This window comes from Bartonella sp. CL436QHHD, from assembly GCF_042195105.1.
Lineage (GTDB): Bacteria > Pseudomonadota > Alphaproteobacteria > Rhizobiales > Rhizobiaceae > Bartonella.
Genome location: NZ_JBHINR010000048.1, coordinates 58,998 through 84,444, shown reverse-complemented (window position 1 = coordinate 84,444; position 25,447 = coordinate 58,998). Strand labels below are relative to the sequence as shown.

Sequence of the window (25,447 nt, the reverse complement as noted above, 5' to 3'; positions counted from 1 at the left end):
TACTAATGATCTTGTACTTCTAGTCAAGCATCTTTATAAAAATGATTACTTGAAAGAATTCTCTTCAACTCTATTTGATAGTGTAAATTATGCTGACACTTTTTCACTCTCCCCTATCCGCTGCCTCGCGCTTCATACGCCTCATTCTTGGGGAATATGGTGTAACCACTCAACTGATTGAAGAATATGAATGGGCAAGAAGACACGAATTTCTAGCCCTCAATCCCGCTGGTCATGTTCCTGTTTTTCTCGATGAACACGAGGTTCCATTATCAGGTCCTCTTGTTATCTGCGAATATTTAGACGAAACACATGGAAGTTTACGACAAGGAAATAAGCTCTTTCCGGAAAATCCGTTAGATCGTGCGGAAGTACGCCGTCTCAATGACTGGTTCTTAAATAAATTCGAAAATGAAGCAACGCGCCATATCGTACGAGAACGAATCCATAAACGTGAAATGCCACTTGCCATTGGCGGTGGTGCTCCTAATTCACAAATTTTACGCAATGCACGTGCCAATATTTTACCACATATGAACTATCTCAATTGGCTCTGTGCCTCTCGCGATAGCTTAGTCGGTTCTGCCTTGTCCTATGCAGATCTAGCAGCAGCAGCTTCTATTTCTGTACTTGACTTTCTAGGGGAAATTGACTGGGAACAATCTCCTGCTGCCAAAGACTGGTATATGAGAATAAAATCACGCCCTTCTTTTCGTTCTCTTTTAACAGATCGCGTCCGCGGAATTGTTGCAAGTGCTCACTATGCAGATCTTGATTTCTAGCCTTCTCTCACAAACAAAAATAAAAGTGATATTTTATCTAAAGGATATTTATAGGTTTATGAATTTTTATGCATGCGTATAAACGATATAATGATTTATAATCGTATTCAACAGGGAATAAGACCCATTATAATTGAATCAAAAAAAATACTTTCTTATCGTGTCACAAAAAAAGATTAGCACAGGAATAAAAAATATTTAAGAAAGCATTTTAACGACTCTCTTTAAATACAAGAGCTGTAGCATCATTAGAAGCTAGGCAAATAAAATAACAATACTTAACGCATGTTATCCTCAAGTCTCCCCAATATATGAAAAAACGCATTGCATAACATATATACTATTTGCTCTATAATAAAAAAATCCTCATCATGCGTTTTTACAACATAACAATTTTTTAAACTGACTTTCCTAAAAGATGAAGAATCCGACCAACTCTCGTGTGAAAACAATCCAACTTCTTGTTAGCCCCTTGTTTTTATCCCCTTTTTACGTGATTTTATTTATGGGTAACATATTGATATACAATGATAAATAATCGTTTTTTTACTTTAATCATCAATTCCAAATACCTTTTTCTCATTACCTTCATCACATTTAAAACAATCAAAATCGCTTTCTTATGCGTCACAAATGGAATTGGTAAATGAAAGAATATTAAAGAAAAGAATGAAAATGCCTAAGTGCCAAGAATTATTAAAACATTAAAGGCTAACAAAACGTATGATAATGCTAATTTTCTCTATTTATGAAGCATAAAGATAGTGGCGCAGAATAGATGTTATATTATTCATGGATACTCTCTCGTGATACCACTCACGAGCACTATCATAAAATAAGTTTAGAAGAATTGATAAATATTTCTTTAAGAAAAGCTCATGAATTGACAACATAGGTGTATTTTGTTTTGGAGATCTTGTTTTGCATGAAGAACGCTCCCCCCTTAAAGAACGAAAGAAACAAAAGCGTAAAGTAATACACAATCTCCTTTAGGTGACATAAGCAAACCTTACTTAGGAATATTCATCACACACTCTAACGAAAAACATCTCTATTTAAATTTGCAGATCTTATATCACTTGCTCTAAACAACAGTATTTTACAGCACAACAAGATAAATTAAAGCAGGAAAAAAAATTTTCTATAAAGAAAAAGAACCATTGGAAAGAAGGCAAGAATTTGCCTATACTGCACAGTAAAGTATTATAAGGAGATAAAAATGCGCCTTACAGTTGTTGGTGCAAATGGAAGAATGGGACGTGAACTCATTACAGCAATCCAGCAGAGGAGAGATGTAGAACTTTGTGCTGTTCTTGTACGCAAAGGCTCACCGTTTGTAGGAAAAGATGCCAGTGCCTTAATTGGTTCAGATTCTCTTGGGATTGGTATCACTGACGATCCCGAAAATGCCTTTTCTAATACAGAAGGTATTTTAGATTTTTCACAACCAGAAGCCAGTATTCTTTATGCTAACTACGCTGCTCAAAAAAGCCTTGTCCATATTATTGGCACCACAGGATTTAGCAAAACAGAAGAAGAAAAAATTGCAGATTTTGCGAAATATACAACAATTGTCAAATCCGGAAATATGAGCCTTGGAATAAATCTTTTAGCCAACCTTGTAAAGAAAGCCGCTAAAGCATTAGAAGCCGATGATTTTGATATCGAAGTTTATGAAATGCATCACGCTGACAAAGTTGACGCCCCTTCTGGAACAGCCCTTCTTCTTGGCCAAGCAGCAGCTGAAGGGCGCAATGTTATGCTTAAAAATGTGCGTGTCAACGAACGCAATGGTCATATAGGTAAACGCAAAAAAGGCACCATTGGCTTTTCCTGTTCACGTGGTGGGACAGTTGTTGGAGAACACAGTGTCATTTTTGCCGGCTCCAATGAGCGCATTGTTCTTTCACATACAGCGCAAGAACGCTCTATCTTTGCCAATGGCGCATTAAAAGCAGCTTTATGGGCACAAAATCATGAAAGCGGTCTTTATTCAATGTTCGATGTTTTGGGATTGAACAATGAATTTTAAACAATCAATAGAATAGAGGCAATTCATAAATGGGACGCATACTTACACTAATTCGTCATGGACAAAGTGAATGGAATCTCAAAAACCTTTTTACCGGTTGGAAAGATCCTGATTTAACAGAAAAAGGTCATGCCGAAGCGATAGCAGCAGGAAAAAAACTGAAAGAATATGGTTTGAAGTTTGATATCGCTTATACATCAGCCTTACAGCGTGCTCAAAAAACCGCTCAGCACATTTTAGAGCAAATGGGACAATCAGATTTAGAAGTGATAAAAAATCCTGCCTTAAATGAACGTAATTATGGTGATCTTTCTGGTTTAAATAAAGATGAAGTACGCCAACAATGGGGGCAAGAGCAAGTGCAAATGTGGCGCCGCTCCTATACAATTGCACCCCCGAATGGAGAAAGCCTACGCGACACCGGTGCGCGCATCTGGCCTTATTATCTTTACCATATCCAGCCTCATATTTTGCGCTCCCAAACTGTTTTAATCGCAGCGCATGGAAATTCTCTTCGTGCTCTTATTATGGCGCTTGAAGGTCTCTCCGGTGAGGAAATTATATCTCAAGAATTAGCGACCGGTATTCCTATTATTTACACATTTAATCCGGATTCAACAATTTTATCAAAGAAAGTCCTCACACCTTAAACTTCTAAAATCATGATCTCCCCAAAAATTCAATTCAATCGTTTTAAGCTGAAAAAATAAATTCTATAATTTTATTGACAGAATTGCGTCATGCGCTTAGATGAATTTTATGAGCCCAGATGGCGGAATTGGTAGACGCGCAGGTTTCAGGTACCTGTGCCGTAAGGCGTGGAGGTTCGAGTCCTCTTTTGGGCACCACTTTTTGTATTTAAAATATTGAAATATATAGATTTTTTTCTTTAAATAGCCATTTTTAGACCACCTTCTACAGTTTATATAATTTTATCTAATTTGTTTTTATTTGCTCCTTATTTTTCTTTGGAGTGAAGGTTAAGATCTCTTTCTTTTCTCCACCTCACTGCTCTCCCTAGCTTATATGGCTCCGGGAAACACCCCCTTGAAGCACCCAATTGCGAATCGTTGTTGTGGATACACTAAAAAGCTGTACACACTCACGTGTCGTTACATAATAATTATATTCTTAAAATAATATAAGAACTCTATCTTATATTATTTTAAAATTCCCATCTATCTCCATCATCAAATATCATCTCATTACCTTTCTCTTTTTTATATTAATTAAATGGGTGGGGGTGCTTAGGAAAGAGGAGAAGGAGAGAGCACCCCCATAGGTTTAAGCGGCTTTTGTCAAAATCTTTTACATCTCTTGTTCTATTTCCCCTAAAAAGATTTCGACCGCTTTATTAATCTCTTCAATGTGTTTCTCATCACGGAGAATGCGTTCTATTTTCATTCTCAAACCAGTAGATTTGCCTACAAAGTTTGGATTATAGCTCATGAAATCACACCATTTGCGTCCAGTGCATGCCATTTGGAATTGCATTTGTGCGTGATATTCTGGTTTGATTTCGTCATACATAAAAAAACGCAAATGCGTGGTTGATTGTGGATATTTGACTTCGATTAAACCGTCCTCTCCAATCAACCCATCAGGACTAGCCCCCGCCATTTCCATTTTTGGGTGTGGGATAAACCCGCATCTTGTGACTTCTGCGTCATAAATGAATTCATATTCTCTTAAGGCATTCTCTTCATGTTCAATGCCCCATTGCATAGCAGGTGTTGTATAAGATTGACTTATTTCCTCTATTAAGCGTTCTGTCATGAGTTTCGTTTTGTAGTCTTCATATTTGCTTGTAGGCAAACCTTTTGCTGTCTTACTGAGTACGTTGTAGACATTAGATGCGGTGACTTTCCCTAACCTTGCTTGAAAACATTCTGCTGTTCTTTGTCCATCTCACACCGCCGTTTGTTGCTCTTATTGTGCTTGATTCATTTGCGAGCATTGCTTTTTTTTCAAAGAAAACAAAGCGATCTTGGCTTGTTTATAAGACATATCTGTTAGATTTTTTTGCTCCTATGAAGGCATCCTCTAATAAAATCTTTAGGTGTATTAAAATATTCACTTGCATCAAATTTAGTAATTTCCATGTTTTATTTTCTTTACTAATTGAAGAGCTTTTTCGATATCCTTTTGTTGTATAGATTTATCACCAACATTCAGTAATAAGATAATCTCTTTTCTTTATTTGAAAAAATAAACACGATAGCCTGGTTCGTGATTTAGTTTTAATTCTCCAATTTCACGAAAATATTTCATATCACCTAAAAGACCATATTCAAGGCGAAAAATACGTGCAGCAACCTTCTTTTGCGCTTGTCTGTCTTTTAATGAATCTAACCACTTTATAAAATATAGTGTTTTTTTGACAACAAACATCTGTAGTTTATATGCTACATAGATTTTAACAAGCTATCCTTTCGAATGGGAAAAATATCAATTTTTTAATCCAGCTCTGCTTTTTGCGGAGCTTTTTTTATGGAGAAGCATATGCGAAAAATATCATCAGAAGGGCTAGCACTTATCAAACAATGGGAAGGCTTGCGTTTAAACGCCTACAAAGATACCATTGGTGTGTGGACAATAGGTTATGGACATACAAACAATGCTGGAAAGCCTTTTATTTACGAAGGCATGACCATCACGGAAAAGCAAGCAGAAGAACTTCTTTGCCAAGACTTAAGACAATTTGAAAATGTCGTTGAACGCGCTGTTACAGTTTCATTAACAGATGAACAATTCGCGGCGTTAGTGTCCTTTTGCTATAATGTAGGAACAGGAGCCTTTTGTAACTCGACACTGTTAAAAAAGCTCAATCAAGGTGAATATGAAGCTGTCCCTGCAGAGCTACAGAAATGGACCAAAGCAGGCGGGAAGCGTCTTGAAGGTCTCGCTCACCGGCGTGCGGCAGAAACAGGCTTATGGGCGAAAGGGGCTTTTGTTTCCTCCAATTATCAAACAGTAGAAACGCAAGCATCAACGGGGGTTTTCAAAGCCGAAGCCCTTGCACCGATTATTGGTTCTTTTTCTGGGCTTGGAGGCTTATTAGCAGGAAATGGACCAATCCAATGGGCTTTGGCCACCATTATGATTTTAGCCGCATGTGCTGGTATTTTCTTTGTTGCTAAACGCTTTCAGGAGCACCGCCTATGATCTTATGGATGAAAAGAAATCTGATGCTAACAGGCGCGGCTTTAGCTGCTTTTTTTATGATTTTAGCAAGAGCTTTTATTCTTGGGAAAAAAGCAGAGCAACAAAAGCAAACAGAAAAAGCTTTAAAAGCAGCCACAACACGGCTGGAGGTGGAAAGTGAAGTTAATCAAAAAAGTGATGCTGATGTGCGTGCTGCTCTCTCTGACTGGTTGCGCGACAAATAAATATGTTTCTTCTTGTGTTGGCTGGTTGCCAATTTATTTAAGCCAGCAAGATCTGAACGCCTTCAGTTTAAACTTAGCCAGAGAGATCTTAAAGCACAATAATCTAGGTGAACGCTTGTGTAGTTGGAAACATGGTTAGAAAAAAAACACAAGACGATATAGAAATTACAGAAGCAGAAAAAAAATCCTTCAAGAAATCATCATGACCTACAAAAGTGTAAAAGTGATGTCACGTTATACAAAATGGATTGTATTCATCCTCTTTTTGCTTATCCTTGATTTTGCTCGTCTTATGGATGTGATAGACAATGTCTGTGCACGTTTAAAACAGTGACTAACCAAAAACTGAAAGCTTTACCCTTCCCCGCTTTTAACACAAGGAATGAGAGATTATATCGTAATCTATCCGCTAATCGCTTAAGTGTTTCTTAGACACCTGACTTGATAATAGACATATTATCAAGCCTCTCCTGATATAAAAGACGCCCATTGTTCTAAGGGGACACGGCGCTGTTCTAAAAAATCCGTCCGCATGTAAGCCTTTGTCACTGACTTCTCAACTGAATACGCAAGAACAGATTCTGCAATTTCAAATGATGTTGACGTTGTCTCTGCTATCCAGTCCCGCAGAATCGATCTGAAACCATGAAGTCTATAATCAAAACCTTTGTCTTTCATGAAGTTAGAAAGTGCTACATCCGATATAGGCTTTCCAGAACTCTCAGCAAATAAAAAAACATTCTTTTGCTTTTTCAATAACAGCAAGCGCTTCAGCTGTAAGCGGCACATGAAAGTCAGAAACCTTTCCAACAATTCTCTTCATATTTTCTTTTGGGATAATCCATATTGATCTATAAATCTCTTCTGACCGAATATGCCTGATTGGAATAGAACGCCCTCCCCCCGTCAAAATAAGAAGTGTTAAGGCTAGATTTGATACAAGCTCATCATTTTAAGATTGAAAAAACTTAGGCATTTTTTCCATGGCATTGCTGGATATTTTTGGTATTTTGAATAAACTTTTCTAATAAAGCTTTTGCTTTTAATTGCATATCCACATCTATACCAAGTGCCGCCGCATGTTTTATAGCTATATTCAAGTGGGATAGAGTTTTACTTGCTGTTTCGTTTTTTGTCTTCCAAATGGGAGAAATGCATCCTTTTATATCAATTTGCGTCAGTTCAGTAATTGGCGTATCATCAAATTTAGGAAAAACATGTTACTCAAGAGGTATTAGCCACCTTGCTGCTTTTCCTTCATTTTTCAATTCGTTTTTTTGCTTAAAACGCACTGGAGGCAATTTCTCGTAAAGAAATACCACCCCTGCCCGACGCAAATTTTCTTTTTGTTTTCGGCAAATTGGGTCAATTCCTTGATCCAAAAGATCACAACAAGCTGAAGTTTTGAACCATGCTTCTTTTAAAGGTATCTTGCTACAAGAGCCTAATCCCATTTCTCGTCGTCTTTTATTGAGGTAAAATCTAAAAAACTATCATCCTTGATCTGGTGTAGTTTTGATAAGCCATAAACCAGCTTTGTCAGCATATTTGCCTTTAGATAGATACAGATAAGACAGACAGTCTATCACGTGTTCTTGTTCTTCGAACCACCTTTTAAAAACCATCTTTTGAATCGCACTTAGAGCACTTTCATCTGGTACAAAGATTATATATAAAAGGCAATTTAATAAATAAAATAAAAACAATGAGTTATTAAATAGAACAAAGATAAACCGCGCTATCAGATGATATTGTAGAGAGTTCTAAGGGAAGAAAAAATTGGTGCACAAACGTGCACGCCGCCCGCATCGCTCTATGTGAATTTTCTTTATTTTCTCATTACTTAGATAGTAAAAACTCTCTTTAAATTTACTGTTTGCAACTCTATAACGATATTATAAAATGATAACTGTAATAATATGAAAGACGAATTAATCCTTCTTTGCTAACAAATATTTCAACCACACCTCGTGAACTAAAAATTTTTCATTCTTAACAATTAAGAATCTGAGTAACTCTTCCTTACCTCCTCATTCTCACTCAAAGTCAAAGCTCCCTTTTTTCACCATAAAATAGTATTTGCAATGCATAAAATTAAAAAATAAAGGCCCTATCAAAGAAATAGGACCTCTTAAATTTAAGCTCCTTTATCCTACAAAACTAGAATTTGTAAGCTATTCCTGCGCGAAAATCATTCGTCTTATACTTAACTTCAATCTCGTCTTTAAATTTCTTTTTACCAAAATCTGAGTAACGGTATTCCGCACGCACAACAAAATGGTCTGTCATTGCAAAATCAACACCACCACCGAGAGTATAACCCATCATCGTTTTTGTTACATCCGATGTCCTATTAAATGGCTCACTTCCCGTAATTACTGTCGACAAAATATCTTGAAACTGTCCATAAGCAACACCACCAGCAATATAAGGCATCACACGCCCTGCAGAAAACCCAACACGCACCCGTGTAGCACCTGTCCATTTTTGTTTTAACGTATGATTAAAAGTTAAACTGTCTTTCTCTTCTTTAGCCTCTGTAGCAGAACGAGAAAAGCCTCTACCCTGTCTCCTGACAAGTTTTGCCCTTTTTCGACTTTTTTTTTCTGTACTTGCATCAGTATCACTACCCGATTCTTTAGTACCCAATCCTTCAGTGTCCTTTCCATCAGTATCAGTCCCACCAGCACTCGATTCATCAGCCTGAAATTTTGTTTTTGTATCCTTTTTTTCCGTTAAAACGATATCCGTATCAACCCCCATAATAAAATTATTACCGAGATCAAAATTAACACCCGCATAAAAACCACCTATAAACCCAGAAAGATCGGGCAGATACTGTTTCTCGATGGGGATCCATGGTTTACTTTTACTCTCCTCATCAGGATGGAGAGGAATATCAACATGAGGCGTTATTGCAGAAATTTTACTTGAAAATCCCCCAACTTGCCCCCCAAAATAAAAACCTGCCCAAGAAAAAGGTGAAGAAGCAACAACTTCTGAGGCAACATGTACTGGCTCTTCGTGAGCTACCACATCTGCAGCCTGTACTATAGAAGGTGAAATTAACGAAAAAACAGATGCTGTTATAAATTTTGTATTCATAAAATTATACCCCATTGCTAAATTTAAATATAATCAAAAATCACATTTAGAAAAACAAAGTTTTATAAAATCTTATGCCGCAAAATCGCATGTACTCCTTTATAGTTACATTTAAATCTATCACTATACTAATATATCATTACATCAAAATTTAATATTATCAAATAAATTTTAAAATATTATAATAATCAATACTTCATATAATAAATATTTAATAAAAAAACCTATTATATTTTTAAAAGGAAAAAATATAAAACATTTTGTACCAATAATACTGCAAAAAAATCACAAAATAGTACATTTTATGCATTTTTTATGAGAAAAAATTCTAAAAATGATGTAATAATTTTTAGAAAATTGATATCCATTAAAAATATTATAAATACCTCAATAATCTTACATCAAAAATGCATAACTGTAGATTCTACATAGTATAAAAAATCACACCTATTTTATACTAAAATCATACCTTTTTTCTACCATTTTCTAAAGGATGAGATTATTAATTACGCACAATATCATTATCCTTCTAAATCTTGTCCCCAAACAAAAATTCTCAATTATTTTATTTAAAAATTGCTCTTCCCCTATTGATTTCTATATTATCATCTGCCTTTATTGCAAAATGGTCTTTATTAGGAAAAGTTATAAAACATCCCTTCATACAAATTGTAATTGTTTGATGAGTATTTAAAGAAATTTTTGAAGGTATACTTCCTTCAACAACAATGAGAGATTGTATCTTTAAATCAGTATTCTTCACTGTTGCAGCAAAAGCTGTTATGGTAAAAATACTTAACAGAATAACTGTAATCAAAACATAAGTATATTTCAGCATTCTAAGATTCCTTCCTCAGCAAAACGCTTATATAGGCTAAATCGAAGAGCGTTGGTTATATGAGAAGGTGAAGTAATATTAGGCACATAAATAGCTAAATTAAAGGAAAAACTCTTACGATCAAATGCCGTAAAACTCACCTGTGGGATAGGATTTTTTAAAACGCCTTCTGTCGAAGAAGCAATCTCTAACAAAATTTCAACAACATGCTCTGGAGTAACCTTAGATGATACAATAACTGGTATATCAATTCGTCCTACTTTATTGCGTCGTGTCCAATTACTAACATTATTATTAATAAGGCTTGAATTGGGAATAATAATCGTCTTACGCTGAATAGTCTCAAGTTCCGTTGCACGCACACTAATACGCTTAACAATACCAGCTACTGATCCAGATTCTATATAGTCTCCTATTTTAAATGGTCTTCCAACTAAAATAATAAGTCCAGAGACAAAGTTTTGGACAATATTCTGTAAACCAAAACCTATACCCAGTGAAAGTCCTCCAGCAATAAGAGCGAAATTTCTAAGATCCAAACCTGCCATTGATAATCCCGTCAAAGCAGATACAACAATGCCTCCATAACTTATCACTGTTTTGATAGAATTACGTATACCAGAATCGAACTCTCCATGAACCAACACCACACTATCTAACCAACCAATAAATCGGCGAATAAGAAACCAGCAAACACAAAAAGAAATCATTCCTGTTACAAGAGAAATCAAAGAAAGAGTAATATTTCCAATCTGAAAACCGGTCACCGATTGCCACAAAACTGCTTTTAAATCAGAATAGGAAAATCCAAACTGTACAGCAATTGGTATTGCACAAAATATAACAACAAATAAATTGAGAAAAACGCTCACAAAAACTCCCAATTGATTCATCGTTTTTTCTTCTAAATGAAACCTCTGCATCAAAAGATGACCAACCGTTGTTTTCATAAATTGGTCTTTAGTTCCAAGTGCTTGAGCGCTTTGTATTCCTAAATACATGAGAACTAAAAATGCTCCATCAATCATAATTTGCTGCATAATAAAACGCGCAAGACCAACATAACCTAAAAAATTCAATACAAAGAGCAGTAATCCCAAGCCAATAAGAGGAATGCGTATGTAAAATGGACAAAAGTATGGCTCTTTTTTTTCTCCTTGAAAAGGCCTACGTCTAAACCGCAAAGGTACAAATGATATTATAAACAGCAATATTGCTACAAGAAAAACAGCAATAAAACTTTTAGCAATTGTCAAAGATAGAGGCGCTGAAATGATTTCATAAATACTATCAAGAACAGCGTCAAATGCCAAAACACCCCCTAAAGAAGTGAGTAAAATCACTAATTGATAAGCAGATGATGGTGCAATACTGAGAAGACGCACATGGGGCATATTCGATGATAAAAGAACAATCGCTAAGCGATTGATTAAAAATACTAAAATAATTTGACAACCTATCATATCAAAAACTGTTGTAAGCTTACCTAGATCTAAGTTAAAACTACGAAACAAAAACAACACAAGATAAACGCAAAGAATACATACAAGTGAAGGTAAGAGAACTGAAATAAAGGCAATCAATAAGCGTTGTAAATAAGATATTTCCTCATTAGACTTCGTAAAGTGGCAATACACATGAACAAGAACTTTTTGAGAAAAATACGAAAGACCCAAAGTAATAAAAAGTGGAATTAAAAAGCAAAGAAATAGTTGTAAAAACTTGAAATAAAATATAAAATTCCACCAAGAATCTAACAACAAAAGAAAATCTGATGAAGCCTCTTTTGTTTTTTGGGCGAGATTTTTAACCATCGGAATCGAAAACTCAAGCCTATACGTAAGCGTGCGTTTAAAAAGCTCCCGAGATTGAGAAATAGAAAGTTCAGCTATTCTATTTGCTGCTAAGAAAATTGCTTCAAAACGAAGCATGATACTGTTAATTTTAGCTTTTTGCTCTATCAAGTAAGAATATTCCTTCACTGAGCTTTTCAGTTTTTTCACGTCACGATGGAGCTCCGTTAATTGATCAAGAAGTGTATTAATCTCATTAAGAGGAGGACGCAAAACAAATGCTGCCTCAATAGCACGTTCACTGATATCTTGTGCACGTAACCGCAATTCTTCTAAAGCACGCTCATCTTCTGGCTTTCTGTCAAAATCTCTTTTTAAAGTTTCAGTATTTTCTTCAAGAGTCTCAATAATCAACAGTTGTTGTTGAATAATTTCATCAACTGAATAAGAAGCTATCGTTTGTTCGACAATTGTACTTTGTGCCCCCCGATTCCCCCATGCACCAGAATTAAATACAAAGATAATCCCCAAAAGAAGGAAAAGTATGTGGATGTTTTTTCTACAAAATGAATACATATCTACCTTACAAGCACAAAAAGGATTTTATTCCTCTCTTTTAAATATGGTATAAAGCAGCTATTTTCAACTTTTATAGAATAATCTTATAAAAGCTTTCCCTTATCCTATAATACTGATAATAAGATAAAAGAATGATAAATAATATGAACTCAATAAGATTAACGAAGGCACTCTAGCATGTTTTTTTTGCACCTTTATTGCAAAAAAGAAGATTTTCTTCCTTTGACAACCTGGATTTTTCTATCCAGTTTAGGTGTATTCTTGACGAGTACCTTAGGAACGCGTGCTTACTTAATCAAACAATCACACACCAATAATATCATTAAAACGAATAGATTTGATTTACAAAATAAGTGTGATCAGTTGAATGCTACCACAACTGAAAACAAAAAACTTGTAACACCCCATGCAGAATCTATTTTTATGAGAACCGTTCAAAGAATCCTAACATTGGATTTCTTTTTAATAAAGGTTCCAGCTGTTGACACACGATTTCGTAACGTTAAAACGCAATATTTCTCAAATAAACGCGCTCCTCCCAATGAACATACTTAATTCTCTTCCTTGAATTATAAAAACGATCATCTTATTTTACTTGTGCTTTTAACTTTGAATAACTGTTAGATTGCCTATTAGCGGAATATATCATGCGTACACCTGGTTGGTTAACTACCCTTTATTGTTTTATTCTTTTAAGCAGCATTTATGTTGCTTTACCCAATTTATTTTCACACGAACAAGTTAAAAACTCGAAATTCTTACCCGACACCCGTGTAGCACTTGGTCTTGACCTTCAAGGAGGCTCTTCTCTCCTGCTCGAGGTTGATAGCAAAACGTTAAAACGCGATCAGTTACATATAGTTTTAAGCAATGTGCGCAATGTATTGCGTGAAAAACAAATCCGCACCTCAAGTGTGCGTATCGTTGAAGATAGCGTTATTGCCCTTATTTCTGACCCATCGCAAACTGAAAAAGCACTCTCTGCTTTGAAAACATTAATAACCCCCATACACAGTAGCTTTGGCACAACAGAACATAACATCACGATCAGTGCTCAAAATGAAACTCTCCGCGTCACATTAACGGAAGCTGGTATAAAAGACCGTGTAAGCAATGCTATTGAACAAAGCTTAGAAATCATCCGTCGTCGTATAGATCAAGTTGGTGTTTCAGAACCAGCCATCCAAAAGGTTGGAAATGATCGTATTATGGTCCAATTGCCTGGCCTACAAGATCCAAAACAACTGCGTGATCTTTTAGGAACAACCGCTAAGATGAGTTTTCATCTTGTTCCTTCTAATGTGGATCCCAATAATCCCCCTATAGGTGTTTCTATTCTCCCTGGATACACTGATGCAACACAACATTATGCAATTTATGATCAAATTGCTTTAGATGGAAATGTCCTGAAAGATGCCCGTGCAGGTTTTGACCCCCAAATACCAGGACGTTCCATTATTTCATTTACTCTAGATTCCGCTGGCGCAAAAATATTTGCCGATATAACACGACAAAATATTAACCGTCCTTTTGCCATTGTTCTGGATAATAAGGTTTTAACCGCTCCGACCATCAATAGTGTCATTCCCAATGGACAAGGTCAAATTACAGGAAACTTTGACCCCAAAGAAGCCTCAACTCTGGCTGCTCTGCTTCGTGCTGGTTCCCTCCCCGCACCACTCACGGTCATTGAAGAGAGAACCGTAGGTCCAAATCTTGGTGCTGATGCCATCCAAATGGGACTTTACACCGGCATAATTGGCTTTATTCTTGTTGCAATTTTTATTTTTCTTCTCTACCGTATTTGGGGATTAATTGCCAATATAGCACTAGCTCTGCACACGATTTTAACATTTGCTGCACTGAGTCTTTTGGGAGCTACGCTTACGCTGCCTGGTATTGCTGGTATTATTTTAGGCATCGGTATTGCCGTTGATGCTAATATCCTTATCAATGAACGTATCCGTGAAGAAAGTCGAAAAGGTGTGGGTGCTTTTGCAGCCCTAGATCGTGGATTTAAACACGCTTTTGCAACCATTGTTGATGCAAATGTTACGGCAATTATAGCGACTGTCTTACTATTTTGGTTCGGCACCGGTCCCGTTCGTGGTTTTGCCGTAACAATGTTGCTTGGTATTATCATCTCCATGTTTACAAATATCACCATTGTACGCATCATCATGATTTGGATCGTTCGTAAATGGAAAATTAAAAAGTTGCATATTCACTCTGCTTTCAACATCATGCCACAAAACACAACTTTCCACTTTATGAAAGCACGCTTCATTGGTATTGGCGTCTCAATTGTTTTATCAATGGCTTCAGTTTTTCTCTTTTTTAAGCCTGGATTGAATTTTGGTATTGATTTCATTGGCGGAAGCCAAATGAGTATTACCACGAAAGCACCAGCAGATCTAGCAACTCTGCGTTCCAAGCTTTCTACTCTTAATGTTGGTGAAGTTTCCTTGCAAAATATTGATAACGAAAACACCGTATTAATTCGCATGCAGAAACAAAGCGGTAGCGAAGCACAACAAACCATCGCCATTGATAAGGTTAAAACAGCTGTACAAAATATCTATCCCGATACCACATTCGATCAAATAGAAGTTGTGGGTCCCAAAATTTCAGGCGAGCTTGCCACAGCTGCTTTTACTGCTGTTATTCTTGCGGCTATTGCCATGTCTCTCTATATATGGTTACGCTTCGAGTGGTTCTTTGCCGTTGGAGCAATTATCACTCTCATTCTAGACACCACAAAAATGATTGGCTTTTTTGCTTTATTTCAATTTGATTTTAATTTAACGGCTATCGCTGCGCTCTTAACAATTGTTGGATATTCTATAAATGATAAAGTTGTCGTCTATGATAGGATGCGCGAAAATATGCGTCTTTATAAAAAAATGCCGTTGCGCGAGCTGATTGATCTGTCAATTAATCAGGTTCTTGTACGTTGTTTTTTTACATCAGCTACAACAATTCTTGCGATGCTCCCCATGGCGATATGGGGTGGAAGTGCTGTTCATAATTTTGCATTACCCATGGTCTTTGGGATTATTATTGCAACATCATCCTCAATCTTTATTGCTGCTCCTATTTTACTTCTGCTAGGAAATTGGTGGCGTGAGCGAAATAATCGTGCAAATATCAAAGTGAAATAAAAATGCCCTTTAATGCGTATGGTACATCTCGCCTCTCTTCTCATAGAAATATAGTCGTTTTCATTCATTCGCTTTTTGATCAAGAATAGTAAATAATCCATGCTCCACGACACACCACTTATCACAACTATTGTTGCAGGCTTATGTTTAGCATTTCTCTTGGGAATGATTGCGAGCCGTTTACGTATTTCACCACTTGTAGGCTATTTATTAGCTGGTGTTATTGTGGGACCCAATACAGGCGGATTTAAAATAGATTCCGTCATCATTAATCAACTTGCTGAAATTGGTATTATTTTGCTGATGTTTGGTGTTGGGCTCCACTTTTCATTAAAAGACCTTTTATCTGTCAAAGCTATTGCTGTCCCTGCTGCTATTGCACAAATGGCATTTTCTACTTTTCTAGGTTTGTGCCTTGGTCTGATTATGGGATGGGGCTTCAGTGGTAGTTTGATCTTCGGTCTTGCTTTATCCATAGCAAGTACTGTTATCCTGCTACGTGCTTTGCAAGAGCGTCATCTTATTGAAACAGAAAAAGGACGCATTGCCGTTGGATGGTTGATTATTGAGGATTTAGCAATGGTCCTTATACTTGTCCTCATCCCTTCCTTGGCAAGTGCTCTCAGCAATACCAAAAAAGAAGCGTTGGATCCTCTTGTTCAATGGTTGGATTTAAGTATTTGGGGTATTTTTGGTCTCACCATCCTGAAAGTAATTGTATTTATTGCACTTATGCTCGTCATTGGGCGACGCGTTATCCCATGGCTTTTAAAAATGAGCGCACAATCGGGATCACGTGAATTATTTCGTCTTAGCGTCTTTGCTATTGCATTAGGAGTAGCTTTCGGAGCCGCTCATTTATTTGGTGTTTCCCTTTCTCTTGGTGCTTTTTTTGCTGGTATGGTCATGAGCGAATCAGAATTAAGCCACCGTGCCGCGGAAGAATCTTTACCACTGCGCGATGCTTTTTCTGTTCTCTTTTTTGTTTCTGTAGGCATGTTATTTGACCCCGAGAAACTCTTAACTCATTTTTTTCCTCTCTTAGCAACCTTATTCATTATCGTAATCGGAAAATCTGCTGTTGCCTTTTTCATCGTTAAGGCTTTTCGCTATTCTAATGCAACAGCTTTGACTATTTCTGCAAGCCTTGCCCAAATCGGAGAATTTTCCTTTATCCTCGCTGGTTTAAGTTTAAGCTTAGGACTTTTAAACAATGACGCTCATGATTTAATTCTTGGAGGAGCAATTTTTTCTATTTTGCTTAATCCTCTTGTTTTCATTGCCTGTAATAAAATTAAAAAACGTTTAGAAAAAAATTCTGCATCTTCACAAAATACCCAAACAATTATTGATATTGATCCACAAGATCCTGACCAAGATTTTTTACCGATGACCTTAAAAAATAACCATATCGTAATTATTGGCTATGGTCGTATCGGTAAGTGTGTTGCATTATCTTTAATAAATAGAGGTGAACCTATAGTGATCGTAGAAGAATCAAAACGCCTCTCTGATAAAGCGATTGCAGATGGCTTTGAGGCTATTTGCGGCAATATCATTCAACAAGAAATAATGAACGCAGCAAATATAAATAATGCACATAAAGTTGTTATTACAATGCGAAGTACCATTGAAGTAGGAGAATGTATCGTGAATATCCGTGATATGAAGAAAGATATCCAAATAATCACACATGCATTATCCGACACAGAAACAACATATCTCATTGATTTAGGTGCTGATGTTGTAGTAACAGATGATGAAGAAATTGCCAATGGCATTATAGAGTATATAACAGAACGAAGATCTGTAAGGAATATGCTCAATCATGAAAATTTACAGAAAACATAAAATGGATACAGAATCGTGAAAATAAAGCAATTTATATGGCCATTGATTGGTATCTTAGCAATGCTGGTATCTATTCGAATTCTTTACATGAAGCTCTCTGCCATTTCATTTGGGGATGTATTGGAGCGCTTGAGCAATTTAAATGCACAGCACTGGTTATTAGCCTGTTTATGTTCTCTCCTAGCTTATGCTGCTCTTGCTGGATATGATCGAATTGCATTGCAACATCTAGGCCATAAAATTTCTTGGATTTTTATCGCTATATGTTCATTTACAACCTATGCTCTTTCACACAATATCGGTGCTTCAGTTTTTTCTGGTGCCGTTGTACGCTATCGCGCCTATAAAATGAAAGGGTTAAACGGAACAGAAATCGCAATATTAGTAGGTTTTTGCTCTTTTACTTTTGTAATCGGTACAATCTTACTTTTGGGAATCGTTTTGGTGCTGCAACCCGAAATTATCACCCTCATTCATAAAGAACTTCCTGAATGGCTAGGAACAGCAGCTGGAGCAATTTTACTCAGCTGTATAGCACTTTATACGTTTGGCAGCTGGCTTCAGTTAAAACCCTTACGCTTGGGTAAGAAAATTCAACTTTCCTATCCACGGCTGAAAATTGTTATTCAACAGCTTCTCATTAGCCCTCTAGAACTTTTAGGAGCAGCAGGAATTATATATGCTGTTCTCCCACACAACGCAGATATTCATTTTATCTCTGTTCTTGGTGTTTTCCTAGCATCTTTTACGATAACTCTTCTCTCTAATGCTCCAGCAGGAGGAGTAGGAGTTCTTGAAGCTCTCTTCATCACAGGCATGCCCAATATAAATCCAACCGATGTTATTGCAGCACTTATTGTCTTTAGAATGTTTTATTTGATTATACCGCTCATCATTTCATTATTTGTGGTCGCCATTTTTGAAGCGCAACAATATTGGAAAAGAGCCCCCAAGACACCACCTGAATAAATAAAAGGTTATCAATTACTTCTTTTTGTGTGCCTATATAAGAACAGGACACCATCGTGTTACCAATTTACATATTTTTTTTAAGAAAACTCTCTCAGTGCTCTTCCCCATTACACAACAATACCCGTGAATGGTATAATAATAAAGTCATTGTTGCAACATCATCTTTATACTTAATAAAAGAGTAAGCCTGCACCATTATACTATTTTCCCAATGTTGTGATAATTTTTGGCGCCTAAGAACGTTAATAAGAATCATTTTTATGCTTTTCTTCAATAGTCTTTATCCGCACGTTAATCCCATTTATAATGCAAAAATAATAATTTTAATTGATTCATTATAAGAGGGATTGAAACAAAAGAAGTTTATGATAGTAAAGTTTAAAAAAAGAATAATAAATCAATATATTATAATGATTCTGAGCGGCTTTCTTAATATTTATATTTTTAGAGGTTAAGCTAACGGAAAGACAGCATAGCATAACTTCATAGTTTAATATTTTTAAACTTGAAGCCTCATTAAAGCCTATTGTCTTTCGTTTAACAGGTACTAGTTTTAAACAATTAAACTGATCTAATTTTATTCCTGTTATGTCCGCTCAATACTTTATTTTATCTTGATTTACCCTCTTGGAATACTGATGATTATTACAGAAGTTTTTTGTTTAAGCGGGAGAGTTATCAAAAAATATCCACGCTGCTAATACAACTAAAGTGCAAAGTTTCTTCTGTCTTTAAACAATATGCTAAAAATCCAAAAAAAATTTAATCAATTTATATTAAAAGAAGTGAAAACTGTTGATTTTTATACCCCTTTAAATAAGATAATTGTCGGTAAGAAGCTTCTCCTTACCAATTGCGACTTTAAAAAAAGAAACAATACGCATTAAAAGATCTTTAAATGTCCTTTGGAAGTTTTTTGAGTCCCCTAAAAAGTACAAAAACCGATGACTAAGCTATATCAACAATCTTCACTTTTAAACAAACAGATATGGGGAAATCCTACTGCCCAATTTTATTTAGAAACTCGTATCTTAAAAAAAATTTACGCAATCAATGAGTTATTTACGGTATAAAATAGAATGGTGGGTGATGAGGGGATCGAACCCACGACCCGCTGATTAAGAGTCAGCTGCTCTACCGACTGAGCTAATCACCCATAAGCTTCTCAAAAGACGAGAATGAGCGTTTCTATAACGCTCCTAAGGATGGATGTCCAGATATTTTGTTGTTTGTTATATAAACTCATTGTCTGTAAGGTTAAAAATATGATATTCACCACTTGATCTTATATAAAAATAAACCCATTATAAGAAGCTTTATAAATAAATGTTCTGATTGTTACACAGAACCTATAGTTAGAGGATTATCGAGCATAATGCCCGAGCAAAATTTAGAGGGACCTTCTTGTGGTTGTAAGCGGGATGGGGCATCATTTTGTTTTATCAGCAATCACATGCATTCAAGCAATATTGTGTTGTTTTTTTCTTTGAATATAAGTTTTCTTACATACAATGTTCATGATCCAATATACGAATAAAAGCCTATGAATTTTTTTTGTCAATCGCGCGCTTTTAAGCTTATAAAAGGTAAGGAATGATGGAATGGATCACTGATCCCCATGCGTGGTTTGGTTTGATCACGCTGGTTTTTCTCGAAATTGTTTTAGGAATAGATAACCTTATCTTTATTGCAATTTTAGCTGAAAAATTGCCACTGCATTTGCGTGACCGCGCACGCTTTATAGGTCTTACTTTAGCATTAATTATGCGGCTTTTCCTTCTTACAGTTATTGGATGGGTTATGAGACTCGATAGGGTCATTCTTTCACTTTCATCTTTTGTATTTAGTTGGCATAGCTTTATTTTAATCGGTGGTGGAGCCTTTTTGCTAGCAAAGGGAACGCTAGAATTACATGAAAGGTTAGAAGGGGTATCACATGAAAGAAAAACAGGCCTTGGTTATGCTGTTTTTTGGCAAGTAATCGTCCAAGTCGTGGTGCTGGATGCCGTTTTTTCACTAGACAGTATTATTACCGCAACAGGTATGATTGCAAAAGAGCAGGCAGCAGTTATGTATATCGCAGTCATAGCTGCTATGGGAGTAATGATGTGCGGATCTGGTGCTCTTATGCGTTTTATTAATCGTCATCCCACTATTGTAATCCTTTGTCTTGGTTTTTTGATGATGATTGGTTTTACTCTCATTGTTGAAGGGTTTGGTTTTCATATTCCAAAAGGGTATTTGTATGCTGCTATTGGTTTTTCTGTTCTCATCGAAGTTTTTAATCAAATTGGACGTCGTAACCGTGAAAAAATGATTAAAACGAATGATCTACGCAGTAGAACAGCTGATGCTGTTTTGAGGCTCTTAGGAGGAGGAAGCAAAGATAGTCACCTTGCTGAGACTGTAGATGTTATTGCTGAACAGGCCGCAGCATCTGAGTTGTTTAGACCAGAAGAAAAGGAGATGATTCGTGGTGTTCTCGATTTAGCTGATCGCCCTGTTCGCTCTATCATGTCGCCGCGTAATGAAATTGAGTGGTTAGATTTAAATGCTGATGAAAATGAAATGCGTGAAGAATTACAAAAGGTTAAACATAGCCGCTTAATTCTTGCGCGTGAAAAAGTGGATGAATTTGTTGGCGTTGCGTTGACAAAAGATCTTCTTTTGAATTTGGCTGAGGGAAAAAAGATTAATTGGAAAAAAGCTATGCGAGAACCCCTCGTTGTTCATGAAAACACAAGTGTTTTACGATTGATGGAGCAATTACGTCATTCTTCGATTCAGCTTGCAATTATTGTTGATGAGCATGGATCTTTTGAAGGAATTGCAACACCAACCGATATTCTTGAAGCTATTGCAGGAGACTTTCCTGATGACGATGAAGAACTCATGATCGCAGAACAACTTGAAAATGGCAGTCTTCTTGTTGAGGGATATGCTGATATCCGCCGTTTAAGTGGTTATCTTGGGCGTAACCTTGTGGATGAAGCAGATCGTTATACGACTCTGGCAGGCTTTATGCTTTGGCAGTTTGGTCATTTACCAAATGAGGGAGAAAGCTTTGAAACTGATGGTTTACACTTTAAAGTGATTGAAATGGAACGCCGAAACATATCTAAAATCCTTATTTCTCCACTTGTATCACCAGAAAAAAACTAATTCTTTTTATAAGCAAAACGAATAAAAAGATTTTTTTATGATTAAAAATTGAAAAAAATAAGAAGTTGATAACTCAATTGCATTTCATTATTTTTATATTTTTTTAAGCGTAAAATAATGAACATACAAAAGTTATGTTATCAATGAACTTTCCATTACAAAAAATTTTCATTGATGATTGACAAAAAGCTGGAAGAGAGAAAATGATGCAAAATTATTTGTCAATGGTCATTAATCTAAAAAACAATGAATATATACAACATATTGATTTATAATAATTATTTATTACAATATTACCTTTATATCAAGAAAGCCTCTTTCAAACATCAGATTTCCGCCAATGGATAAAACTCCACCATTGTTGAGTTCACTCAACTGATGATGGCAACTTTAAACCAGACTCTGGCTCCTATAATCTTTTTAGATCTTCTTGATATTTCTTAAGGAGCTATTCCTTATCTTTTGTTTCGATAAATTTAGCTATTTTTTTCCTTCCAAGAATGAGACTCAACCTCTCTGGAAAGGCCCTTATTAAGAACTTTGTTTTTCTTCTAGATAGCTCATATTTTTGCTACTTTTTAATTAAAGCGTAGCTGAGCTGCTTAGATTTCACCACTTCTTTGACTAAAGCCAATGCACGTTCAGATGAATCTGTTGGGTATTTTCATCAAAGCCTAAATGATCCTCTGCACTGAAACTTTGATAATAAGATTGTAAGGTTGCAACATCACCCAATAAAGACAGTGCACAAATATGAAGTAAGCTATAATCTGCATCATATACCTTGATAACCTTTATGTGCCTCCAACTTCACTCTATCGCCAAGGTGGTGCTCCATATCTGGAATAAAAGCATTTATGAAGATCAATTTTTTCTATCGCCTATTTCAAAACATAATCAAGCTTAATTCCAACCAATCTGCATTATATTTCTTCTTCACAAACTCTCCACCCCTTTTTATCAAAATCAAGCTGTAGATCTTGTAAGTGCTGAGAATTGATAGGGATCAATTACCACGCAGGCAGCAGCTAAAATACCAGTCGTAATCGAAACTCCAAAATCAAATTGCGGATAACCTTTGATAATTGCGTCATTATAAAGAATTTGTACTTCACAATCTGGTAGTTGGTAACGTGCTGAATAATTATCTACCTCTTTAATTTTTCAACAGACCAATCAAGATTTTTGAAGAGCACTGTTGTACTCTCCATGATGAAAAATTTCTTTGCTCTACCTCAAAAGAGGTTGTATCCATATCAAAAGTCAAAAGCGAAGCAGATTTTTGCAAACAAAAGTGATAACGCCGTGTAAGAGAAGAATCTTATCAATAAGGTCTTTGGTGATTTCTTTTGCAACGTCTAAACGAGATGGAATCTTATTCATAAAAAAACACAACAAAGTCAATAGGTTTTGTGCAATTATTTTATATAAATCCCATTTAAAATCTACACTTTTATACGTGATTTAATTGACCATTTTTTATAAACAATTACCATGTATGAATAGACCACAAAAAGCAAATCATGATGCAAATGTTATAACGCATGTAAACATTCAAATGAAGTGAAAAGCAGCTATCATTCATAACAGTTCATAAATTTTATGATACGTTTTTATCACACACAAATCGTATTGTTAAAAACGTAATCGTTTGAAATTATCGATAAACATAAATTGCATGCGTTTAAAGAATGGTATGGGGTTTACTCTTTTTTTGAGCTAAACCTTAAAAAAATAATCATTTGAAACTATCATAAGATAGGTTTTAATTCATTAAGGGCACATAAAAGGATTTAAAGACAAGTCAATTTTAAAGCACCACTTACTAAAAAGTTAGTAAATGATAGGCAGACATTATGTAGATACTATCATCACAACAAGTCTTGCATTGCCATATACATTACCTCTAATCACGATATAATCAGGAGATCTTGGCATTGCCATAAACAGAGCCGTAGACCTTAGTATGACACCCCACACTAGCATTGCCCTAAACCTTGCCTAAACAACCGCATGATCATAAACCGCGGCATTGCTATAAATACGTACAATACCGGATAATTTTTCATTCCCATAAACCCACGCATAATGATAAACTCAACCGTTATAAAAAAGATGAGCATTGTCATAAACATGAGCACCAAAATACACATAGGTTTTATCACATATAAGGGTATTGCCATAGACATAGCCCCCAATGGCAGTATTGCCATAGCCCCTTGTATTTTCATAAACACGACCAGATTTTACAACACAGGCATTATCAGCAACCCAGCAATTGCCATCATGAGAGAGGTTGCTTTCAATTTCAATAAAAGCATCTAGATTGCCTTTTTTACATCACCAAAATCTCTTAAAGTACGAATGCGATATAATGCCAGTCACGAAATCCTTTTGATTGGTCAATTCATATTTTGGATGGTTTTTCTTATTAACAGGAGCGGTTTCATTTGTAATGGAAGAAATAACGGAGGTGTTTCTTAATATAGTTGTTATAATTAAGCCTATATGTTTTTAAAAGTTTTGAACAGACATTAAGCCAACTCCAAACCAAATGTTTGTTGAATCAAGTGCTCTGTTCAAACTAATAATAACATATTCATTACCTAGTAGTAGAATACCAACTCCTACACCTGCATAAAGCGAAGCAATAACCCAGCCCATATGGCTATGCTGTATGACTATAATAGAACCCAAAACCATCATTGCTACACTCGCAACACCAGCAGCAAAACGGATCAAAAGAACTAAGTATTAACGCCATGGAAATAATTAAGTGCACTCATTACTATACTGTATAAGATAGCATACGAGGAGCAAGGAATATATTCCAAATTCTGCCAAACGTAAAGAACATACTCCCAACTAAATAACCATCATAATTAGCGCTTGGTATATAAGAACGTTGATTAAAGGTAAACAATCCCTCATCCAACATAACTGGCAATATTGGTGTATAGAGAAATCACCAAATACCCATATCAAAACCATACCGAATACAGCATTTTGAAACAATTCAAATCTTGAAGGTTGTTTTTCCTCCTTATTGTTCCTTTAACTGGTGATATTTCTCATCTGCGTTCCATCTCACCATAACAGCCTTTAGCTCCAAAAATAGAATAAAAGAAAATTTAGCTATCTATTTTAATGCTCAAAACAATATATTTAGCGATCTACTATCAACATCGCCAAATCAGTTGTACAATAACATATTGAATTAATATGTATTTTTATGTTATAAATGTTTATAGTTAAATTGAAAGCATATTTAGATAATCTTGTTTTTTATCTCGATATTCAAAATGACTAACCGAAGAATTTATATACGCAGCCGTAAATTTTGCTTCTCTTAAAATCATTTGCTTATTCGCTAAAAAACTTAATAAACAACTCAAATAACCATTTTCATAAAAGAGGAAATTGGCTTCTTTTTAGGTAATATTGTTATTTAGGATAATATGAAGTTGAAAAATTTGGTGCACCCGACAGAATTCGAATCTGTGACCTCTGCCTTCGGAGGGCAGCGCTCTATCCAGCTGAGCTACGGGTGCTTCACACTGATTATTAAAATCAGTTATGGTCTTTTAACTAATCATACTCTTAGCTTCAATGCTAAATTATCATTCTAATAAAAAAATTACTTGTTTGTGATTTATCTAACGACGCACTCCTTTTACTTTTTAATGATACTTTACCTTGAAATAACTTCTCTTTATTCAATGCTCTTTTTATTATAAAAAGAGCTTTTATTACAACTTCAAAACTCTCATAAATAAGTTACAA

At 35.6% G+C, this 25,447-nt stretch carries 20 protein-coding genes, 3 tRNA genes and 3 pseudogenes; 12 read left to right on the top strand and 14 right to left on the bottom strand.

The genetic code is table 11. The annotated features are described in order from the left end of the window. The first annotated feature begins 89 nt into the window (after positions 1-89). The 4 genes from ACFIKN_RS07150 (at position 90) to ACFIKN_RS07135 (ending at position 3,662) form a co-directional block, all read left to right on the top strand. Positions 90-782 (top strand): glutathione S-transferase family protein, encoded by a 693-nt coding sequence (locus ACFIKN_RS07150; protein ID WP_375658140.1) that lies wholly within the window; start codon positions 90-92, stop codon positions 780-782. 1,219 nt (positions 783-2,001) lie between these two features. Beyond that, entirely contained in the window at positions 2,002-2,814 is an 813-nt protein-coding gene (dapB, locus tag ACFIKN_RS07145) for a 4-hydroxy-tetrahydrodipicolinate reductase (RefSeq protein WP_375658139.1), read from the top strand. A 29-nt stretch (positions 2,815-2,843) separates the two neighbouring features. After that, positions 2,844-3,464 carry a 2,3-bisphosphoglycerate-dependent phosphoglycerate mutase gene (locus tag ACFIKN_RS07140; RefSeq protein ID WP_273790707.1) on the top strand — a complete coding sequence of 207 codons (621 nt, stop codon included), beginning with the start codon at positions 2,844-2,846 and terminating at the stop codon, positions 3,462-3,464. 113 nt (positions 3,465-3,577) lie between these two features. Next, positions 3,578-3,662, top strand: a tRNA-Leu gene (locus ACFIKN_RS07135). A gap of 88 nt (positions 3,663-3,750) precedes the next feature. Here the strand turns inward: ACFIKN_RS07135 and ACFIKN_RS07130 are convergent. The 3 genes and pseudogenes from ACFIKN_RS07130 to ACFIKN_RS07120 all read right to left on the bottom strand — a co-directional run. Further along, positions 3,751-3,933, bottom strand: a pseudogene (locus tag ACFIKN_RS07130) (helix-turn-helix transcriptional regulator); the annotation flags it as partial. Between the two features lie 189 nt (positions 3,934-4,122). Next, positions 4,123-4,716 (bottom strand): annotated as a pseudogene (locus ACFIKN_RS07125) (lambda exonuclease family protein); the annotation flags it as partial. 294 nt (positions 4,717-5,010) lie between these two features. Next, on the bottom strand, positions 5,011-5,205 hold the full coding sequence (locus ACFIKN_RS07120; protein ID WP_342753368.1) for a hypothetical protein: 195 nt from the start codon (positions 5,203-5,205) through the stop codon (positions 5,011-5,013). A gap of 111 nt (positions 5,206-5,316) precedes the next feature. On the opposite strand from ACFIKN_RS07120, the gene ACFIKN_RS07115 reads away from it, so the two are divergent. The 3 genes and pseudogenes from ACFIKN_RS07115 (at position 5,317) to ACFIKN_RS07105 (ending at position 6,537) form a co-directional block, all read left to right on the top strand. Then, positions 5,317-5,979, top strand: coding sequence for a lysozyme (locus tag ACFIKN_RS07115; RefSeq protein WP_375658138.1), 663 nt, complete (start codon positions 5,317-5,319; stop codon positions 5,977-5,979). Next, entirely contained in the window at positions 5,976-6,203 is a 228-nt protein-coding gene (locus ACFIKN_RS07110) for a hypothetical protein (protein ID WP_375658137.1), read from the top strand. Before ACFIKN_RS07115 ends, ACFIKN_RS07110 begins: the two co-directional genes overlap by 4 nt. A gap of 131 nt (positions 6,204-6,334) precedes the next feature. Then, positions 6,335-6,537 (top strand): annotated as a pseudogene (locus ACFIKN_RS07105) (hypothetical protein). 125 nt (positions 6,538-6,662) lie between these two features. On the opposite strand, the gene ACFIKN_RS07100 reads toward ACFIKN_RS07105, so the two are convergent. From ACFIKN_RS07100 to ACFIKN_RS07075, 6 genes are all read right to left on the bottom strand, one after another. Next, entirely contained in the window at positions 6,663-6,992 is a 330-nt protein-coding gene (locus tag ACFIKN_RS07100; RefSeq protein ID WP_342753367.1) for a hypothetical protein, read from the bottom strand. Positions 6,993-7,171: 179 nt separating this feature from the next. Then, a complete protein-coding gene (locus ACFIKN_RS07095; protein WP_375654517.1) occupies positions 7,172-7,369 on the bottom strand; it encodes a hypothetical protein in 198 nt (65 codons plus the stop codon). A gap of 54 nt (positions 7,370-7,423) precedes the next feature. Next, entirely contained in the window at positions 7,424-7,657 is a 234-nt protein-coding gene (locus ACFIKN_RS07090; RefSeq protein WP_375658136.1) for a hypothetical protein, read from the bottom strand. Positions 7,658-8,363: 706 nt separating this feature from the next. Continuing rightward, complete coding sequence (locus ACFIKN_RS07085) at positions 8,364-9,308, bottom strand: outer membrane protein (protein ID WP_375658135.1); 945 nt, start codon at positions 9,306-9,308, stop codon at positions 8,364-8,366. Positions 9,309-9,873: 565 nt separating this feature from the next. Next, positions 9,874-10,146, bottom strand: coding sequence for a hypothetical protein (locus ACFIKN_RS07080; protein ID WP_375654515.1), 273 nt, complete (start codon positions 10,144-10,146; stop codon positions 9,874-9,876). Next, complete coding sequence (locus ACFIKN_RS07075) at positions 10,140-12,515, bottom strand: mechanosensitive ion channel domain-containing protein (protein WP_375658134.1); 2,376 nt, start codon at positions 12,513-12,515, stop codon at positions 10,140-10,142. Before ACFIKN_RS07075 ends, ACFIKN_RS07080 begins: the two co-directional genes overlap by 7 nt. Before the next feature lie 180 nt (positions 12,516-12,695). Between ACFIKN_RS07075 and ACFIKN_RS07070 the strand changes: the two genes are divergently transcribed. The 4 genes from ACFIKN_RS07070 (at position 12,696) to ACFIKN_RS07055 (ending at position 18,499) form a co-directional block, all read left to right on the top strand. Continuing rightward, positions 12,696-13,073: a hypothetical protein gene (locus ACFIKN_RS07070; RefSeq protein ID WP_273790698.1), complete on the top strand. Its 378-nt coding sequence runs from the start codon at positions 12,696-12,698 to the stop codon at positions 13,071-13,073. Between the two features lie 92 nt (positions 13,074-13,165). Further along, positions 13,166-15,679, top strand: a complete 2,514-nt coding sequence (gene secD, locus ACFIKN_RS07065) for a protein translocase subunit SecD (RefSeq protein ID WP_273790697.1) — start codon at positions 13,166-13,168, stop codon at positions 15,677-15,679. A 99-nt stretch (positions 15,680-15,778) separates the two neighbouring features. Beyond that, positions 15,779-17,530, top strand: a complete 1,752-nt coding sequence (gene ybaL, locus ACFIKN_RS07060) for a YbaL family putative K(+) efflux transporter (protein ID WP_375631222.1) — start codon at positions 15,779-15,781, stop codon at positions 17,528-17,530. Positions 17,531-17,545: 15 nt separating this feature from the next. Beyond that, on the top strand, positions 17,546-18,499 hold the full coding sequence (locus ACFIKN_RS07055; protein WP_273790695.1) for a YbhN family protein: 954 nt from the start codon (positions 17,546-17,548) through the stop codon (positions 18,497-18,499). Positions 18,500-19,582: 1,083 nt separating this feature from the next. On the opposite strand, the gene ACFIKN_RS07050 is transcribed toward ACFIKN_RS07055, so the two are convergent. After that, positions 19,583-19,658: transfer RNA gene (locus ACFIKN_RS07050), tRNA-Lys, on the bottom strand. A 437-nt stretch (positions 19,659-20,095) separates the two neighbouring features. Here ACFIKN_RS07050 and ACFIKN_RS07045 point away from each other — a divergent pair. Next, positions 20,096-21,664 carry a TerC family protein gene (locus tag ACFIKN_RS07045; RefSeq protein ID WP_273790694.1) on the top strand — a complete coding sequence of 523 codons (1,569 nt, stop codon included), beginning with the start codon at positions 20,096-20,098 and terminating at the stop codon, positions 21,662-21,664. 624 nt (positions 21,665-22,288) lie between these two features. Here ACFIKN_RS07045 and ACFIKN_RS07040 read toward each other — a convergent pair. The 4 genes from ACFIKN_RS07040 to ACFIKN_RS07025 form a co-directional block, all read right to left on the bottom strand. Next, entirely contained in the window at positions 22,289-22,417 is a 129-nt protein-coding gene (locus ACFIKN_RS07040; protein ID WP_375645321.1) for a hypothetical protein, read from the bottom strand. A 1,761-nt stretch (positions 22,418-24,178) separates the two neighbouring features. Continuing rightward, complete coding sequence (locus ACFIKN_RS07035; RefSeq protein ID WP_375654512.1) at positions 24,179-24,406, bottom strand: YbfB/YjiJ family MFS transporter; 228 nt, start codon at positions 24,404-24,406, stop codon at positions 24,179-24,181. A gap of 46 nt (positions 24,407-24,452) precedes the next feature. Next, on the bottom strand, positions 24,453-24,602 hold the full coding sequence (locus tag ACFIKN_RS07030) for a YbfB/YjiJ family MFS transporter (protein WP_375654511.1): 150 nt from the start codon (positions 24,600-24,602) through the stop codon (positions 24,453-24,455). A 536-nt stretch (positions 24,603-25,138) separates the two neighbouring features. After that, a tRNA-Arg gene (locus ACFIKN_RS07025) sits at positions 25,139-25,215 on the bottom strand. Between the last annotated feature and the right edge of the window lie 232 nt (positions 25,216-25,447).